Source organism: Pseudomonas sp. B6002 (assembly GCF_013385985.1).
In the GTDB taxonomy this organism is placed as follows: Bacteria; Pseudomonadota; Gammaproteobacteria; order Pseudomonadales; family Pseudomonadaceae; genus Aquipseudomonas.
In genome coordinates, this window is record NZ_JACAOY010000003.1 from 132,247 (window position 1) to 148,060 (window position 15,814).

At 61.7% G+C, this 15,814-nt stretch carries 12 protein-coding genes; 2 read left to right on the forward strand and 10 right to left on the reverse strand.

Annotated elements, in window-relative coordinates:
* Positions 1 to 105: 105 nt before the first annotated feature.
* From HX792_RS03460 to HX792_RS03480, 5 genes are all read right to left on the reverse strand, one after another.
* Positions 106 to 1,719, reverse strand: a complete 1,614-nt coding sequence (locus HX792_RS03460; protein ID WP_176994776.1) for a J domain-containing protein — start codon at positions 1,717 to 1,719, stop codon at positions 106 to 108.
* Between the two features lie 11 nt (positions 1,720 to 1,730).
* Positions 1,731 to 3,428: a molecular chaperone HscC gene (locus tag HX792_RS03465; RefSeq protein WP_176994777.1), complete on the reverse strand. Its 1,698-nt coding sequence runs from the start codon at positions 3,426 to 3,428 to the stop codon at positions 1,731 to 1,733.
* Between the two features lie 248 nt (positions 3,429 to 3,676).
* On the reverse strand, positions 3,677 to 5,134 hold the full coding sequence (gene adeC / locus HX792_RS03470; RefSeq protein WP_176994778.1) for an AdeC/AdeK/OprM family multidrug efflux complex outer membrane factor: 1,458 nt from the start codon (positions 5,132 to 5,134) through the stop codon (positions 3,677 to 3,679).
* Positions 5,131 to 8,292, reverse strand: a complete 3,162-nt coding sequence (locus tag HX792_RS03475) for an efflux RND transporter permease subunit (RefSeq protein ID WP_176994779.1) — start codon at positions 8,290 to 8,292, stop codon at positions 5,131 to 5,133. The genes adeC and HX792_RS03475 overlap by 4 nt, the downstream gene beginning before the upstream one ends.
* Before the next feature lie 3 nt (positions 8,293 to 8,295).
* Entirely contained in the window at positions 8,296 to 9,441 is a 1,146-nt protein-coding gene (locus tag HX792_RS03480; protein WP_176994780.1) for an efflux RND transporter periplasmic adaptor subunit, read from the reverse strand.
* A gap of 265 nt (positions 9,442 to 9,706) precedes the next feature.
* On the opposite strand from HX792_RS03480, the gene HX792_RS03485 reads away from it, so the two are divergent.
* Positions 9,707 to 10,339, forward strand: coding sequence for a TetR family transcriptional regulator (locus HX792_RS03485; RefSeq protein WP_056857447.1), 633 nt, complete (start codon positions 9,707 to 9,709; stop codon positions 10,337 to 10,339).
* Positions 10,340 to 10,573: 234 nt separating this feature from the next.
* Here HX792_RS03485 and HX792_RS03490 read toward each other — a convergent pair whose 3' ends face one another.
* Genes HX792_RS03490 through HX792_RS03500 form a run of 3 tightly spaced genes read right to left on the reverse strand, consistent with a single transcriptional unit; the run spans position 10,574 to position 13,168 of the window.
* A complete protein-coding gene (locus HX792_RS03490) occupies positions 10,574 to 11,629 on the reverse strand; it encodes an alkene reductase (protein WP_176994781.1) in 1,056 nt (351 codons plus the stop codon).
* A 31-nt stretch (positions 11,630 to 11,660) separates the two neighbouring features.
* Positions 11,661 to 12,827: an MFS transporter gene (locus tag HX792_RS03495; RefSeq protein WP_176994782.1), complete on the reverse strand. Its 1,167-nt coding sequence runs from the start codon at positions 12,825 to 12,827 to the stop codon at positions 11,661 to 11,663.
* 14 nt (positions 12,828 to 12,841) lie between these two features.
* Positions 12,842 to 13,168, reverse strand: a complete 327-nt coding sequence (locus HX792_RS03500) for a helix-turn-helix transcriptional regulator (protein WP_176994783.1) — start codon at positions 13,166 to 13,168, stop codon at positions 12,842 to 12,844.
* A gap of 154 nt (positions 13,169 to 13,322) precedes the next feature.
* Here HX792_RS03500 and HX792_RS03505 point away from each other — a divergent pair, with 154 nt between their 5' ends.
* Positions 13,323 to 13,907 (forward strand): ACP phosphodiesterase, encoded by a 585-nt coding sequence (locus HX792_RS03505; protein WP_176994784.1) that lies wholly within the window; start codon positions 13,323 to 13,325, stop codon positions 13,905 to 13,907.
* A 91-nt stretch (positions 13,908 to 13,998) separates the two neighbouring features.
* Here the strand turns inward: HX792_RS03505 and HX792_RS03510 are convergent, their stop codons facing one another.
* Together HX792_RS03510 and olsB are read right to left on the reverse strand one after the other, a co-directional pair.
* Positions 13,999 to 14,790, reverse strand: coding sequence for a 1-acyl-sn-glycerol-3-phosphate acyltransferase (locus HX792_RS03510; RefSeq protein ID WP_176994785.1), 792 nt, complete (start codon positions 14,788 to 14,790; stop codon positions 13,999 to 14,001).
* Positions 14,790 to 15,545, reverse strand: coding sequence for an L-ornithine N(alpha)-acyltransferase (olsB, locus tag HX792_RS03515; RefSeq protein WP_176994786.1), 756 nt, complete (start codon positions 15,543 to 15,545; stop codon positions 14,790 to 14,792). The genes HX792_RS03510 and olsB overlap by 1 nt, the downstream gene beginning before the upstream one ends.
* Positions 15,546 to 15,814: the final 269 nt, after the last annotated feature.

The following is a 15,814-nucleotide window of genomic DNA, read 5'->3' on the forward strand; positions in this document are numbered from 1 at the left end:
TGAAGGGCGGTGCAGGGGCGTTGAAAGTGGGGGAAGGCGGGTTGTGGGCGATGATCGAACGCAAGTTGGCGGGCCTGTGCGTTGCGCTCAGGCCCGCCTTTGGGCTTAACGCCGGGGCAGGTCGAAGTGGGTCCAGGGAACCGCCGGCAAGTAATGCTGGGCCGCAACAATCGCGCTCACCATCACCACCAGGAACACCACTTGCAGCGGGCTCCAGAACGCCCAGTGCAAACCGTTGAGCCACGGGTAGCCGTGGCTGAACGCCTGGCTGATGTGGCCGATGCGTTTTTTATGCAGCAGGTTGATCAGCACCATGCCGGCGTAAGTGACCATGCCCAGCACGCCGAGCATCAGCCCGCAGGCCAGCAACATGACGGCCTGCGGCACGCCGTGACGTATCACCAGCCAATAACTGTTGGGGTTGAACCGCTTGGGCACCAGGCGCTCAGTCAGCCACAGGTCCGGGACCTTGAAGGTCGAACTCATTCCTGCCCACAGCTGCGTGACGCGAAAGCCAATCCCGGCCGGTACGAACGCCATCAGCATGAAGATCACGATCGACATCAGGTCCATGCGGTCGGGTTTGTCGTGGGCGATGCTCAGGCCGAGGCCTAATGCAAAGACGGCCCACAGTCGGATAAATACTTGGGTGTAGATCGGCCGGGGGACAAATCTGCGCCAGAAAAACAGGTCGTCTTGCGGCACGCGCTCAGCCAGTTGCGGGTAACGCCAGGTCAGGGTCTCGGCCAGGTGCTGGCACGCGTTCCACTCGTTTTCGCCGAATGTGTCGATGATGCGTTTGTGTTGGGTGGCCGACATTGGCGTCAGCAACAGCCGCGCCGCCAAGGCATCCGGAGACGTACGCCGAGGGTCCTGGGCCTTGTCTTGCAGATTGGCGAAGAAGCTTTCCTGCTCGCAGCGCGAGACCAGTTGGCGCCACATCCACGCGGGTTCCGGGAACACGCCTTTCTGGTCATCCCAGCCAAACGCCTGGCACACCCGCTCGAACAGCGGCACGCTCCACTGGGTGTCGTACAGTAGTTGAAGGACGATGCGCTGCCACTGTTGCTGCAGGTCGAACACGCGCAGCCAGGGCTGGCTGTTGTACTGCGTGAGTTGGGTGATGAATTCGCGCTCGGCCTTTTGCTCCAGCAGTTCTTGCAAGGTGAGGCGATAGTCCTGCAACAGTTCGGCGCTCAGGGCCTCGTGCTGCCAGGGCGTCATGCTCACCTGTTGCCAGGGTGTCAGCCATTCCAGGTGCTGAGCCGCCCAGCGCGCGATGGCGCTGCGCTCGCCTGGCGCGTCGAAGCAGTGGCGCAACAGGCCGTCCTGGAAGGCGTCGGCGCACCCTTGAAGTTGGGCGTGAGCCCAGCGTTCATCGAGGTTGTGCACATTGAGGCCAGCGAGCAGGGCCTGGGCCGGGCTCGGTGCTGGGGCGTCAAACGGCGCAGGGCTGAGCGGGCGCACGTCCATCAGTTCGGCCAGGTCGCTGAGGTTGGCGTAGGCCGGTTCGGCGACAGGCGCGTGAACGGTCTCCTCGGCCTCGTCATCTGTGCGCCAGCGTGCTTCATTCAACGCTTCTTCGTAGGCTTCGCGCAGGCGCTGGAAGCCTTCGGGATCATCGTCCGGCCGGCAGCCCTTGAGCAGGCGCGCGTAGGTGCGCTTGATCGTGCGCTCGTCGGCATCGTCTGCCAGTTGCAACACTGTCCAACAATCCATGTCGTTTTCCTTTAGCGCCAGAACCCGTTGTCGAGTTGCTCAAGGTGACGGGTGAGTTCACTGCGGGCCTCGCGGATGCGGCGTTCGTCCTGGGTGTCGAGCACTTGCTGGAACTGTGCGGCCCAGTGGCCGAGTTGTTCGCGCACCTCGCCCAGGCTCTCCTGGTAGAGGCGTTCGAGGCGGGCGACCAGCACGGTGTTGACCTGCTGATCACGCGGGTGAACCTTCAACTGCGCCAGGGCTTGCAGGCGTTGCTGGATCTCCTCCGGGCTCAACACGCCAGGGTTGTTCTCGATAACCAGCGAGTGTTGCTCGCCGGTCAACGGGATCTTCACCTGGGCTTCCAGCAGGCCGTTGTTGTCGTAGGTAAAACGCACGTCCAGCGACACCTCGCCGGCCTTGCGCTTGGGCACCGCGATGTCCAGTTGGCCGAGTTCGATGTTGTCTTTGACCAGGCGGCTTTCGCCCTGGAAGATCTTGAGCAGCACCTGGCTCTGGTTGTCATGCAGGGTCACGACTGACTTGACCCGGCTCACCGGCACGCTGCTGTTGCGTTCGATCAACGGCAGGTAGTGGCCGCTTTCGATATGGCCGCCGTACTGGTTCGAGGTCTCGATGCCCAGGGTGTAGGGGCAGACGTCGGTGAGCACCACCTCTTCCAGCGCCGCCGAGCGGGCCTTCAGTGCTGCCTGAATCGCCGCGCCGTGGGCGACGACCTGGTCCGGGTCGAGGCTGATGGACGGGAAGCGCCCGAACAGGCCGGCGGCGAGCTTGCGCACCAGCGGCATGCGCGTGGTGCCGCCGACCAGCAGGATTTCATCGAGGTCGCCCACGCGGATCCGCGCATCACGCAGGGCGCGTTCGATCGGCGCGCGCAGGCGTTCCAGCAGGGGCGTGTAGAGCTTGGCGAGTTCTTGCTGGGTGATGGTCTTGACCCATTGCTGGCCGTCGACGCGCAGGCTGAACTCGGCGCTGTCGTCCTGGCCCAGGGCTTTACGCACGCGCTCGGCTTCGCGGCGCAGGGCTTGCAGCACGCTGCTGGTGGGCGGGAAGCCTTGGGCGTTGCGCTGGCTGTCGACGAAGTGTTCCAGCAGCAGGGTGTCGAAGTCTTCGCCGCCAAGGAAATTGTCGCCTGCGCTGGCACGCACTTCCATCACGCCGTCGAACAGCTCGATGATCGACACGTCGAAGGTGCCGCCACCCAGGTCGAACACCAGGAACGAGGTTTCCTTGTCACGCTGGTGCAGGCCGTAGGCCAAGGCGGCGGCGGTGGGTTCGTTGATCAGTTTTTCAACGTTGAGCCCGGCCAGCTCGCCAGCGATGCGCGTGGCCTTGCGTTGGCCATCGCTGAAGTAGGCGGGCACGCTGATCACGGCGTCGGTGACGGTCTGGCCGTAGGTGCGCTCGATGTCTTCCTTGAGGCTCTTGAGCACCAGCGCCGAGAGTTCTTCGGGACGGAACGAGCGGTCGCCCAGGCGCACTTCGGTGGCGCTGCCCATGTAGCGCTTGAACAGCGAGGTGGTCAGGTGCGGGTGGGTGTGCAGGCGTTCCTTGGCGGCTTGGCCCACCAGGACACGGCCTTGATCATCCAGGCCGACCACACTGGGGGTCAGCAGTTGGCCAAGGGCATTGGGCACCATTTCGGCGGCATCGCCGCGCCAGACGGCGGCCAGGCTGTTGGTCGTCCCCAGGTCGATTCCTACGATCATTACGACAAGCTCCCTCTGTGGTCTGTAAGAATCTGTTACCAATTTTACCCTGAAGGGTTGGGCGAAAAGCAAGGCAACAACGCTACGCCGCTCTCTGTAGGAGCCGGCTTGCCGGCGATAGCGGTGTGTCAGCTAAAAATGTAGTTGCTGACAGATCACCATCGCTGGCAAGCCAGCTCCTACAGAGAGCGGCGGGCATAAAAAAACCGCTTCCGGTGAGGGAAGCGGTTTGGTGTAAAGCGCTGCTATCAGAACAACTTCAACGGCGGCGCTTCTTCTTTCAGCGGCTCGTTCTTGGCCGTCTGCTCGTTCCAGCCACCGCCGAGGGCCTTGTACAGGTTGACCTCGCTGGTGAGCTGCGCCAGGCGGTCGGTGATCAGCGATTGCTGGGCACTGAACAGTTGGCGCTGGGCGTCGAGGAACGTCAGGTTGCTGTCGACACCAATGCGGTAGCGACGCTCGGCCAGGCGGTAGTAATCCTGGTTGGCCGCGACGAAGCCACGTTGGGCATCCAGCTGCTGCTTGTAGGTCTCACGCGCGGCGAGGCCGTCGGAGACTTCCTGGAAGCCGGTCTGGATGGCCTTCTCGTAGTTGGCCACGTTGATCTCTTTCTGGATCTTCGAGTAGTCCAGGCTTGCGCGCAGGCTACCGGCGTTGAAGATCGGGATGTTGATCTGCGGGGCGAACGACCAGGTGCCCGAGCCGCCCTTGAACAGGCCGCCCAGGGTCGGGCTGGCGGTGCCGGCGCTGGCCGTCAGGCTGATGCTCGGGAAGAACGCTGCACGGGCTGCGCCGATGTTGGCGTTGGCGGCCTTGAGGTTGTACTCGGCCTGCACGATGTCGGGACGACGTTGCAGCAGGTCCGAAGGCAACCCGGCGGGCACTTCGCTGAGCAGGTCATCCGCCAGCGGCTTGCTGGTGATGTTGGCCGGCAAGCCGGTGCCCAGCAGCAGGGTCAGGCTGTTTTCGTCCTGGGCCACCTGGCGCGTATAACGCGCCAGTTGCACACGGGCGTTTTCCACCGAGGTGCGCGCCTGGCTGAGGTCGAGGGCCGAGGCCACGCCGACTTCATTGCTGCGCGAGGTCAGCTTGTAGCTCTGCTCGAACGCGCCCAGGGTGTCCTGGGTGAGCTTGAGCAGTTCTTTGTCGGCCTGCCAAGTCAGGTAGGCGTTGGCTACGCTGGCCACCAGGCTGATCTGGGTGCTGCGCCGTGCTTCTTCAGTGGCGAAGTACTTCTGCAGGGCTTCCTCGCTAAGGCTGCGCACGCGACCGAACAGGTCCAGCTCATAAGAACTGATACCCAGGCCAGCCGAGTATTGGCTGCTGATGGTCGATTCGCCGGTCTGCGACAGCTTGGCCGGGGTACGCGAACGGCTGCCGCTGCCCGTGGCCGAGACGGCCGGGAACAGGTCGGCGCGCTGGATCTGGTACTGCGCGGCGTAGGCATCGATGTTCAGGGCCGCGACACGCAGGTCGCGGTTGTTCACCAGTGCAGTTTGGATCAACTGTTGCAGGGCAGGATCATGGAAAAACTGCTTCCAGCCTTGCTCCGCCGCGGCCTGGCTCGGCGCCTGGGCCGACGAATACGCCGGCCCCTGCGGGAACTGGGCGGCCACCGGCGCCTCAGGGCGCTGATAGTCAGGTATCAGCGAGCAGCCACTGAGCACGAATGCCGTGACGGCTAAGGAGAGTAGCGACTTGCTCATTGGCCAGCCTCTTTAGGAGTTTCAGTGGTGTCTTTCTTTTTACGTTCGCCAGCCGAGGACACGGTTGCATAGAACAGTGGCACCCAGAAGATCGCCAGCACGGTGGCGGTGATCATACCGCCAATTACGCCCGTACCGATGGCGTGCTGGCTGCCCGAGCCGGCACCAGTGGAAATCGCCAGGGGCAGTACGCCGAGCATGAACGCCATGGAGGTCATGATGATCGGACGCAGACGCATGCGGGAGGCCTCGATGGCCGCCTCCACGATGCCCTTGCCTTGCTCATGCAGCTCCTTGGCGAACTCGACGATCAGGATGGCGTTTTTCGCCGCCAGGCCCACCGTCACCAACAAGCCCACCTGGAAGAACACGTCGTTGGACAGGCCGCGCAGGCTGGTGGCGATCAATGCACCGATCACACCCAGTGGCACCACCAGGATCACCGCGATCGGGATCGACCAGCTTTCGTACAGGGCCGCAAGGCACAGGAACACCACCAGCAGCGACAGGGCGTACAACGCTGGCGCCTGGGAGCCGGACAGGCGTTCTTCGTACGACAGGCCGGTCCAGGCGTAGCCCACGCCGGCTGGCAAGTCCTTGGCAATACGCTCGACTTCGGCCATCGCGTCACCGGTACTGTAGCCCGGTGCTGGCGTACCGAGGATTTCCATCGCCGCTACACCGTTGTAACGCGAGAGCTTCGGCGAGCCGTAGATCCACTTGCCCGACGAGATGGCCGACAGCGGCACCATCTTCCCGGAGTTGCTGCGCACGTACCATTTGTTCAGGTCTTCCGGAGACATCCGGCTGGCGGCGTCACCCTGCACGTACACCTTCTTCACGCGACCACGGTCGATGAAGTCGTTGACGTAGCTGCCACCCAAGGCAATCGCCAGGGTCTGCTGGATGTCCGACAGGCTGATGCCCTGGGCACTGGCTTTTTCGTCGTCAACGGTGAGTTCGTATTGCGGCTCATCGTTTACGCCGTTGGGGCGCACGCCCGCCAGGACCTTGCTTTGCGCTGCGGCACCGAGGAACTGGTTGCGTGCAGCCATCAGCTTCTCGTGGCCGACGCCACCCTGGTCTTGCAGGAACACGTCGAAACCCGTGGCGTTACCCAGTTCCAGCACCGAAGGCGGCACGATGGCAAAGACCATGGCGTCCTTGAAGGCCCCGAAGAAGTAACCCTGGGCACGCTTGGCCACTTCAAATACCGATTGCGTGGCATCCCGCTCGCCCCACGGCTTGAGCATCACGAACGCAAGGCCCGAGCTCTGGCCACGGCCGGCGAAGTTAAAACCGTTCACGGTGAACACCGACTTTACGGCCTTGCCTTCGCCAGGCTCGCCTTCCTTGTCGTTGAGCAGGAAGGCACGCATGTCGTCGATGACTTTTTGCGTACGTTCAGCCGACGAACCGACCGGCGTCTGCACCTGGGCAAAGATCACACCCTGGTCTTCCTCGGGCAGGAACGCGCTCGGAATACGGGTGAACATCCAGATCATGCCGGCCAGGATCAACGCGTACACCAGGAACGCCGGGATCTTGTGCTTGATCATGCCGCCGACGCCACGCTCGTATTTCAGCACGCCGCTGTCGAAGGTACGGTTGAACCAGCCAAAGAAACCGCGCTTGGGTTGGCCGTGTTTTTCAGGGTCGATGTCCTTGAGCATGGTGGCGCACAAGGCTGGGGTGAAGATCAGGGCAACCAGTACCGACAACGCCATCGCCGACACAATGGTGATGGAGAACTGTCGGTAGATCACACCTGTGGAACCGCCGAAGAATGCCATCGGCAGCAGTACCGCCGACAGTACCAGGGCAATACCCACCAGGGCGCCCTGGATCTGGCCCATGGATTTGATCGTCGCTTCTTTGGGCGACAAATGCTCCTCGGCCATCACCCGCTCGACGTTTTCCACTACGACGATGGCGTCGTCCACCAGCAAGCCGATGGCCAGGATCATGCCGAACATGGTCAGGGTGTTGATGGTGAAGCCAAAGGCCGCGAGGATCCCGAACGTACCCAGCAATACCACCGGTACGGTCATGGTGGTGATGATGGTGGCGCGGAAGTTCTGCAGGAACAGGAACATCACCAGGAACACCAGCACGATCGCTTCGACCAGGGTGTCAACCACACCGGAGATCGATTCGGTCACCACAGGCGTGGTGTCGTACGGCACCACGGCCTTCATGCCTGGCGGGAAGAACGGTTCCAGGGACGCCACGGTGGCGCGGATGGCCTTGCCAGTGTCCAGGGCGTTGGCGCCGGCTGCCAGCTTGATCGCCATACCGGAAGCCGGTTTGCCGTTGAACTGTGCGCTGATGCTGTAGTTCTGGCCGCCCAGTTCGATACGGGCAACGTCGCCCAGTCGAACCTGCGAGCCGTCGGCATTGACCTTCATCAGGATCTTGCCGAACGCTTCAGCGGTTTGCAGACGAGTCTTGCCGATGATGGTGGCGTTCAGCTGGGTACCGGGCAGGGCAGGCAGGCCGCCGAGTTGGCCGGTGGCCACCTGAACGTTCTGGGCCGCGATGGCGTTGCTGACATCCACCGGCGTGAGCTGGTAGTTGTTCAGCTTGGCCGGGTCGAGCCAGATACGCATGGCGTACTGCGAACCGAACACCTGGAAGTCACCCACACCTGCGGTACGGGAGATCGGGTCCTGGATGTTGGACACGATGTAGTTGGACAGGTCGTCCTTGGTCATGCTGCCGTCTTCCGACACCAGACCGATCACCATCAGGAAGTTCTTCACCGACTTGGTCACGCGGATACCCTGCTGCTGCACTTCTTGCGGCAGCAGTGGGGTCGCCAGGTTCAGCTTGTTCTGCACCTGAACCTGGGCGATGTCCGGGTTGGTACCCTGGTTGAACGTCGCGGTGATGGTCATGCTGCCGTCGGAGTTACTGTCCGAGGCGACGTAACGCAGGTTGTCGATACCGTTGAGCTGTTGCTCGATCACCTGCACCACGGTGTCCTGCACGGTTTGTGCAGAGGCACCCGGGTAGGTCACCTGGATATCGATGGCGGTTGGCGCAATGGCCGGGTACTGGTTGATGGGCAACTTCAGGATCGACAGTGCCCCGACCAGCATGATCACCAGGGCAATTACCCAGGCGAAAATGGGACGGTCGATAAAAAATTTAGACATGGGTTACTCCCCTTTGCCCGTAGTGGCAGCAGGAGCAGCGGTTCCAGCAGGCTTGGCGTTATCGGCGTCCTTGACCTTGACTTCGATGCCCGGCTTGATGAATTGCAAGCCTTCGGTGATCACGCGGTCACCGGCGTCCAGGCCTTTTTCCACCAGCCAGTAGGCACCGGCCGTACGGTTGGCAACCAGTACGCGTTGCTCGACCTTGTTGTCCTTGTTCACGATCAGCGCAGTCGGGATGCCCTTGAGGTCGCGGGTCACGCCTTGCTGCGGTGCGAGGATGGCCTTGCTGTTCACGCCGGCTTGCAGTTGGGCGTGTACGAACATGCCTGGCAGCAGGGTGTGGTCAGGGTTGGGGAACACGGCGCGCAGGGTCACGGAACCGGTGGTCTGGTCGACCGACACTTCGGAGAATTCCAGCTTGCCGTCCTGGGCGTAGGAACTGCCGTCTTCCAGAGTCAGCTTGACCTTGGCGGCATTGTCGCCGGCTTTCTGCAGTTGGCCGCTTTCCAGGTCGCGGCGCAGTTTCAGCATCTCGGCCGAGGACTGCGTGACGTCGACGTAGATCGGGTCCAATTGCTGGATCACTGCCATGGCGTCGGTCTGGCCATTGCTGACCAGTGCGCCTTCGGTCACCGAAGAACGGCCAATACGCCCGGAGATCGGCGCGAACACTTTGGTGTAGCGCACGTTGATCTGGGCGGTTTGAACGTTTGCTTCTGCGGTCATGCGGTTGGCGACGGCTGTGTCATATTCCTGACGGCTGACGGCTTGTTCATCGACCAACTGCTTGTAGCGGTCAGTGATGGACTTGGTCTGGGTCAGGCTGGCTTGTGCGCTTTTCAGGGTGGCTTCATACACCGACGGGTCGATCTGGTAGAGCTGTTGCCCTTCCTTCACGTCGCCGCCTTCCTTGAACAGGCGCTTGAGAATGATGCCGTTGACCTGTGGGCGAACTTCCGCAATGCGGTAGGCGGTGGTGCGGCCTGGCAGTTCGGACGTCAGGGTAAAGGCTTGCGGTTGAATGGTGACCACGCCGACCTGAGGGGTTTGAGCGGGCGGAGCCGCTTCTTCCTTTTTACATCCGCTGAGCAGCGATGCCAGGGCGACGGCAGTAACCAGAGCGGTAACAGCTGGCTTAAGTTGCATGAAGATCCTCGGGTCAGGCGCGCAGACTGCGCACAAGAAGTGTGGAAGGGTAAAAAACAAGCTGTGAGTAGATAAGTAGCTTGCTACGCAATATACTTACGTTCACGGTTGTTTGTAAACTCTTGACAGGCTTTGCGAAATGTTGACAAAGCAGCTCCGAAAGCCTCGATTTTAGTACGTTCGGCGCCCATGACGGCGTCGTCCCACAATTATTCAGATGATGGTCCAGCACCATCCACAGTGTCCTGATAGAGGTTTTACTGCCATGGTTCGTCGCACCAAAGAGGAAGCTCAGGAAACGCGCAGCCAGATTCTCGATGCCGCCGAGCAAGCCTTTTACCAACGCGGTGTTGCGCGGACTACGCTGGCAGACATCGCCGCGCTGGCGGGCGTGACGCGGGGGGCCATCTACTGGCATTTCAGCAACAAGTCCGACTTGCTCCAGGCGCTGCTGGACACGCTGCACGAGCCGCTGGACGAGTTGGCCCGGGCGAGTGAAAGCGAAGATGAAGTCGACCCGCTGGGCTGTATGCGCAAGTTGCTCATTCATCTCTATCATCAAGTGGCACTGGACCCGAAAACCCGGCGCATCAACGAAATCCTGTTTCATAAGTGCGAGTTCACCGATGAAATGTGTGACATGCGGCGTCAACGCCAAACCCACAGTCTTGAGTGCAACCTGCGCATCGGGCTGACATTGCGCAACGCGGTCCATCGCGGGCAGCTTCCGGAAAACCTGGACACAACCCGCGGTGCGGTGTGCATCCATGCCTACATTCACGGGCTGATCGGCCAGTGGCTGCTGGTGCCCGACAGCTTCCAGTTGCATCAGGACGCCGAACGCTGGGTGGATGCAGGGTTGGACATGCTGCGCTTGAGCCCCAGCCTGCGCAATTAAGACAAAATGCGTAATTGCATCCAGTTGTGTCAACAGTAAAGCCCAGAGGCAGTCAATCGCCCCTTCGACTGATAGGTGGGGTGACTTTATATACGGGCTGGCGGGCGGTTGATAGGTAGCCGCCTAAGTATTTTGTAGCGATTTTGTTGCAAGGCTGTGAAGGAATGTTTCCCAGCGCCAATGAAAAAGCCCCGGTTCCTGCGAACCGGGGCTTTTTCGTTTCAGCGAGTTACATCAGATCGCCAGGGTCGGGTAGTCGATGTAGCCGACCGGGCCTTTGCCGTAGAAGGTTTCCGGGTGCGGTTCGTTCAACGGCGCATCGGCCTTCAAGCGAGCCGGCAGGTCCGGGTTGGCAATGAACGGTACGCCGAAGGCCACTGCGTCAGCCTTGCCCGACGCCAGCCACGCATTGGCGCTGTCCTTGGTGAAGCGTTCGTTGGCGATGTACGGGCCGCCGAAGGCTTTTTTCAGTTGTGGGCCGAGGCTGTCGGCGCCTTCTTTTTCACGGGAGCAGATGAACGCGATGCCGCGCTTGCCCAGCTCGCTGGCGACGTAAGTGAAGGTTTCAGCCAGGTTGTCGTCGCCCATGTCGTGGGAGTCGGCGCGTGGTGCCAGGTGCACACCCACACGGCCTGCGCCCCAGACTTCAATGGCAGCGTCAGTCACTTCCAGCAGCAGGCGCGCACGGTTTTCCAGGGAGCCACCGTAGTTGTCGGTACGCTTGTTGGTGCTGCTCTGCAGGAACTGGTCAAGCAGGTAGCCGTTGGCGCCGTGGATTTCCACGCCGTCAAAGCCAGCAGCCTTGGCATTTTCGGCACCGGTGCGGTAGGCGTCGACGATGTCGGCGATTTCAGCGGTTTCCAGGGCGCGTGGGGTTGGGTAGTCGGCGAGTGGGCGAACCAGGCTGACGTGGCCTTTGGGCTGGATCGCGCTCGGGGCCACCGGGCTTTCGCCGTTCAGGTACGACTCATGGGAGATACGGCCCACGTGCCACAGTTGCAGGAAGATCTTGCCGCCCGCGCCGTGGATGGCCTTGGTCACATTGGCCCAGCCACGCACCTGGTCGTTGGACCAGATACCCGGGGTGTCCGGGTAGCCCACGCCCAGCGGCGTCACGGAGGTGGCTTCGCTGAGGATCAAGCCAGCAGATGCGCGTTGCACGTAGTACTCGGCCATCAGCGCGTTGGGTACACGACCGTCATCGGCGCGGCAGCGGGTCAGCGGTGCCATGATGATGCGGTTCGACAGTTCCAGGTCGCCCAGTTTGATGGGATCGAAAATCGTCGTCATGGGATAACACCCTTCTCTTTAAGTGGATTGATCAGTGGGTCGCAGGTGCCAGGTCGGCATCGCCGCTCTGACGGAAGGTAATCAGGGTCACCAGCAGCGCGAGGATCGCCAGGGCTGCAGCGGCCAAGGGCACGCTGGTCAGGCCGAAACCGTGGGCGATCACCGTGCCGCCGACCCAGGCGCCGAGGGCGTTGCCGATGTTGAACGCGCCGATGTTCAGGGTGGACACCAGGTTCGGTGCCGCCTTGCCGAAGGTCACCACGTTGATTTGCAGCGCCGGTACGGCGGCAAACGAAGCGGCAGCCCACAGGAACAGGGTGATTTCAGTCGGGATCACCGCAACGCTGGTCCAGGTCAACAGCGTGGAGACCACCGCCATGCTGACGAACACGCCGATCAGGGTGGCTGCCAGGCGTTTGTCCGCCAGCTTGCCGCCGATGATGTTGCCCACGGTGAGCCCCAGGCCGATCAGCAACAGGGTCCAGGTCACGCCTTTGGGCGACACGCCGGTCACATCGCCCAGCAGCGGCGCGACGTAGGTGAAGAGGGTGAACATCGACGCGGAGAACAGCGCGGTCATGGTCAGCGACAACCAGATACCGGCGCCCTTGAGGGCTTTGAGTTCGGCGCGCATGTCGAGTTTTTCTTCGTCACGCTTGGCCGGCAGGAAGCGGATAAGGCCGATCAGTGCCACGACGCCAATCACGGTCACGGCCCAGAAGGTCGAACGCCAGCCGGCTTCCTGGCCCAGCGCGGTACCCAAAGGCACGCCCAGCACGTTGGCCAGGGTCAAACCGGTGAACATCAAGGCCACGGCCGAAGCCCGTTTGTTGGCCGGCACCAGGTTGGCCGCTACCACAGAACCAATCCCAAAGAACGCACCGTGGCACAGCGCGGTGACCACACGGGCAAACATCAGCACGTTGTAGTCACTGGCCAGAGCGCAGAGCAGGTTGCCGATAATGAAGATCCCCATCAACGCTACCAGGGCGGCCTTGCGTGGCAGCTTGGCGGTGGCCAGTGCCATGAAGGGCGCACCGATGGCCACGCCCAGGGCGTAGCCGGTAACCAGCCAGCCGGCGCCAGGGATCGAGACGCCCAGGTCCGTCGCCACATCGGGCAGCAGGCCCATGATGACGAACTCGGTGGTGCCGATGGCGAAGGCGCTCAGGGCCAGTATGAGTAGCGAGAGGGGCATTATCGTTTCCTTGGTTACAGCGGTTCGCTGATGTCGGGGGTTAGCTCAGTGATGAGCGCATCGAGGAACGCACGAATGGTGTCCTCGTTGCGTTTGAAAAAATTCCACTGTCCGGCCTTCTGGCTGCTGATCAGACCCGCCCGTTGCAACGTGGCCAGGTGGGCCGACACGGTCGACTGGGACAAGCCGCAGCGCTGGTCGATTTGCCCGGCGCAGATGCCGTATTCGTGGTTGTGCACTTGCTCGGGGAATTGCACTTTCGGGTCTTTCAGCCAGTTGAGGATGTCTCGCCGTACTGGGTGCGCCAGGGCTTTTATTATTTCGTCGAGGTCGATGGACATGGCAGGTGCTCGGTGTCGTGCAGCGTTATATCGCGATGAGGCGAACTTTAAATCGTTATATCCCGATATACCAATATGAATTTGATCTGAGTCCAGCTCAAATCGGTATATCGGGTTATAACGATACGTTGATGGCAGTGTTAGACTGCGCACCATGAATTATCTCGCACATCTGCACCTGGGCGGCCAACTTCCTGCGCAACTGCTGGGGAGTTTGTATGGCGACTTCGTCAAGGGCCGCCTGCAGGGCCGGTTCAGCCCGCAAATCGAAGCGTCGATTGCGCTGCACCGCAGCATCGACCGTTTCACCGACAGCCACCCGTTGGTAGGGGAGGCGCTGTCGCGTTTCACCCTGACCCGCAAGCGCTACGCCGGGATCGTCCTCGATGTGTTTTTCGACCACTGCCTGGCGCGGGATTGGGCACTGTATGCCGACCAGCCGCTGGAGCATTTCACGTCGCAGGTGTACCGCGTGCTCGCGGCCGAGCCGCAATTGCCAGGGCGATTGGCGCAGATTGCACCGTGGATGGCGGCGGATGATTGGCTGGGGTCGTATCGCGAGTTTGCGGTGATGGAGCAGGTGTTGCGCGGGATTTCGCGGCGGCTGTCACAGCCGGGGGAGTTGGGGTTTGCGATGCAGGAGTTGCGTGAGCTCTACGAGCCGCTGAGTGAAGACTTCCGGATCTTCTATCCCGAATTGCAGGCCTTTGCACAAAATCAACTGACCGCCGAGATCTAAATGTGGGAGCTGGCTTGCCTGCGATGGCGGTGTTGAATTCACAGACGCCATCGCAGGCAAGCCAGCTCCCACATGTTTAACCGTGCCCGCTTTAAGCCGCGAATGCCGGTCGAACCGCGATCTGCTCTGCTTCAGGCACCGGCCCAAACAACGCCTTCTGCACCGCCTGCTGCGCCTGGAACGCCAGCGCTGCACGCTCCTGCCCGGCACAGGCAATTGGCTTGAGCACATGGATTTCCACATCGCCCTGATCATTGGCAAACAGTCGCATCAAGTGCGACAGCAAATCATCATCGCCAATAAACGGAGCCAACGAATCCACCTGCCCATCACGCAGATACCGGATCGCCACCGGTTGCAGCGACACGTCTGCATCGATGGCACTGGCCAGCAAACGCCCGTGGAAGGTGCGCAGGCTGCGTCCGTCGGTAGTCGTGCCTTCGGGGAACATCAGCAGCGGGTGCTGTTGTTCCAGATGGCGGGTCATCTGCTTGCGGATCAACTGGCTGTCGCCCGAACCGCGGCGGATAAACAAGCTGCCCGCCTTGGCCGCCAACCAGCCGGCCACCGGCCAGGTGCGCACTTCGGCCTTGGACAGGAACGACATCGGCGTGACCATCCCCAGCAACGGGATGTCGGTCCAGGACACGTGATTGCTCACCCACAGCATCGGGGTTTGTGGCAACTCACCGTGCACCGTCACGCGAAAGGGCAGGGCGTTGGTCAGCCGTGCCATGAAAAACCGCGACCAACGCTGGCGACGCACCATCGAGTTGGCAATGCCCAAACGCTCGAACACACCAAACACACTGGCCATGCTCAAGCCCAGCGCCACCACCAGCAGCACGCGGGCAATGCGCCCGTACACCCGCAGGCGGCTCATCACATTGCAGCCTTGAAGTGACGGGCATAGCGGGGGCACAACTCGTCGCGCTTGAGCAGGATGAACACGTCGGCCACCTGAAAATCTTCATCCCAGCACGGCTCGCCGCAGATCTTCGCGCCCAGGCGCATGTAGGCCTTGAGCAAGGGCGGCATCTCGGCGATCACGTTGGACGGCAGGTCCAGTGCCGGCAGTGGCTTCTTCGGTTCGGCGCGCAGGTGTTCGTTGCACAGGTAGCGTTCGCGCAGGCGCTGCATGATCGCGTGGGCCTGGATGCCGCCGTCGTGCATCGGGATGCTCGCGCAGCCCATCAGGTAGCTGTAGCCGCCCTGGTTCAGCACCTCGGCCAACTCGCCCCACAACACCGCGATGGTGCCGCCGTTGCGGTAAGCCGGGTCGACGCAAGTACGGCCGATTTCGAGGATCGGGCCTTGCAGGTGCAGCAGGCCATGCAGGCTGAATTCTTCTTCGCTGTAGAAACGACCCAGGGTGCTGGCCGCCTGGTGGTCGAGCAAACGGGTGGTCGCCACCAAGCGGCCGGTGTTCAAGTCCCGCACGCCGATGTGGCTGCAGTGAACATCATAGTCATCCATGTCCAGACCCTGTTCCGCACCTTTCAGCTTGGCGTTGAACTCGCCGCTGAACACGTTGAAACGCAAGGCCTGGGCTTCCTGCAAAGCCTGTGCGCCAATCAGGCGTTCGGCTTGCAGACGGCGTTCATTGCCGGTGTCGCTGATGCGGGCGATCTGAGTCATGGCGAATCTCCGAGTGCCAGCCACTTTCGGCCGGTCGACTTGTTTGTCCAAACTCAGGCTATGTAGGCTCGGTGTCATCTCCATGAAGTTCCGGTGACGGTTGGATGACAGGGGGTTTATCCGTTATTTCGGTGATGGCTACTTAGGGTTCCGCCCTTACGGCGGGTCACTTTTGGAAAAGAGCCCGGAATGCCGGCCCAGCCAAAAGTAACCAAAAGGGCTCTTGCCCCAACACTCGGCACCTCGCCCAGGCTCGGTGTGCCCTCACT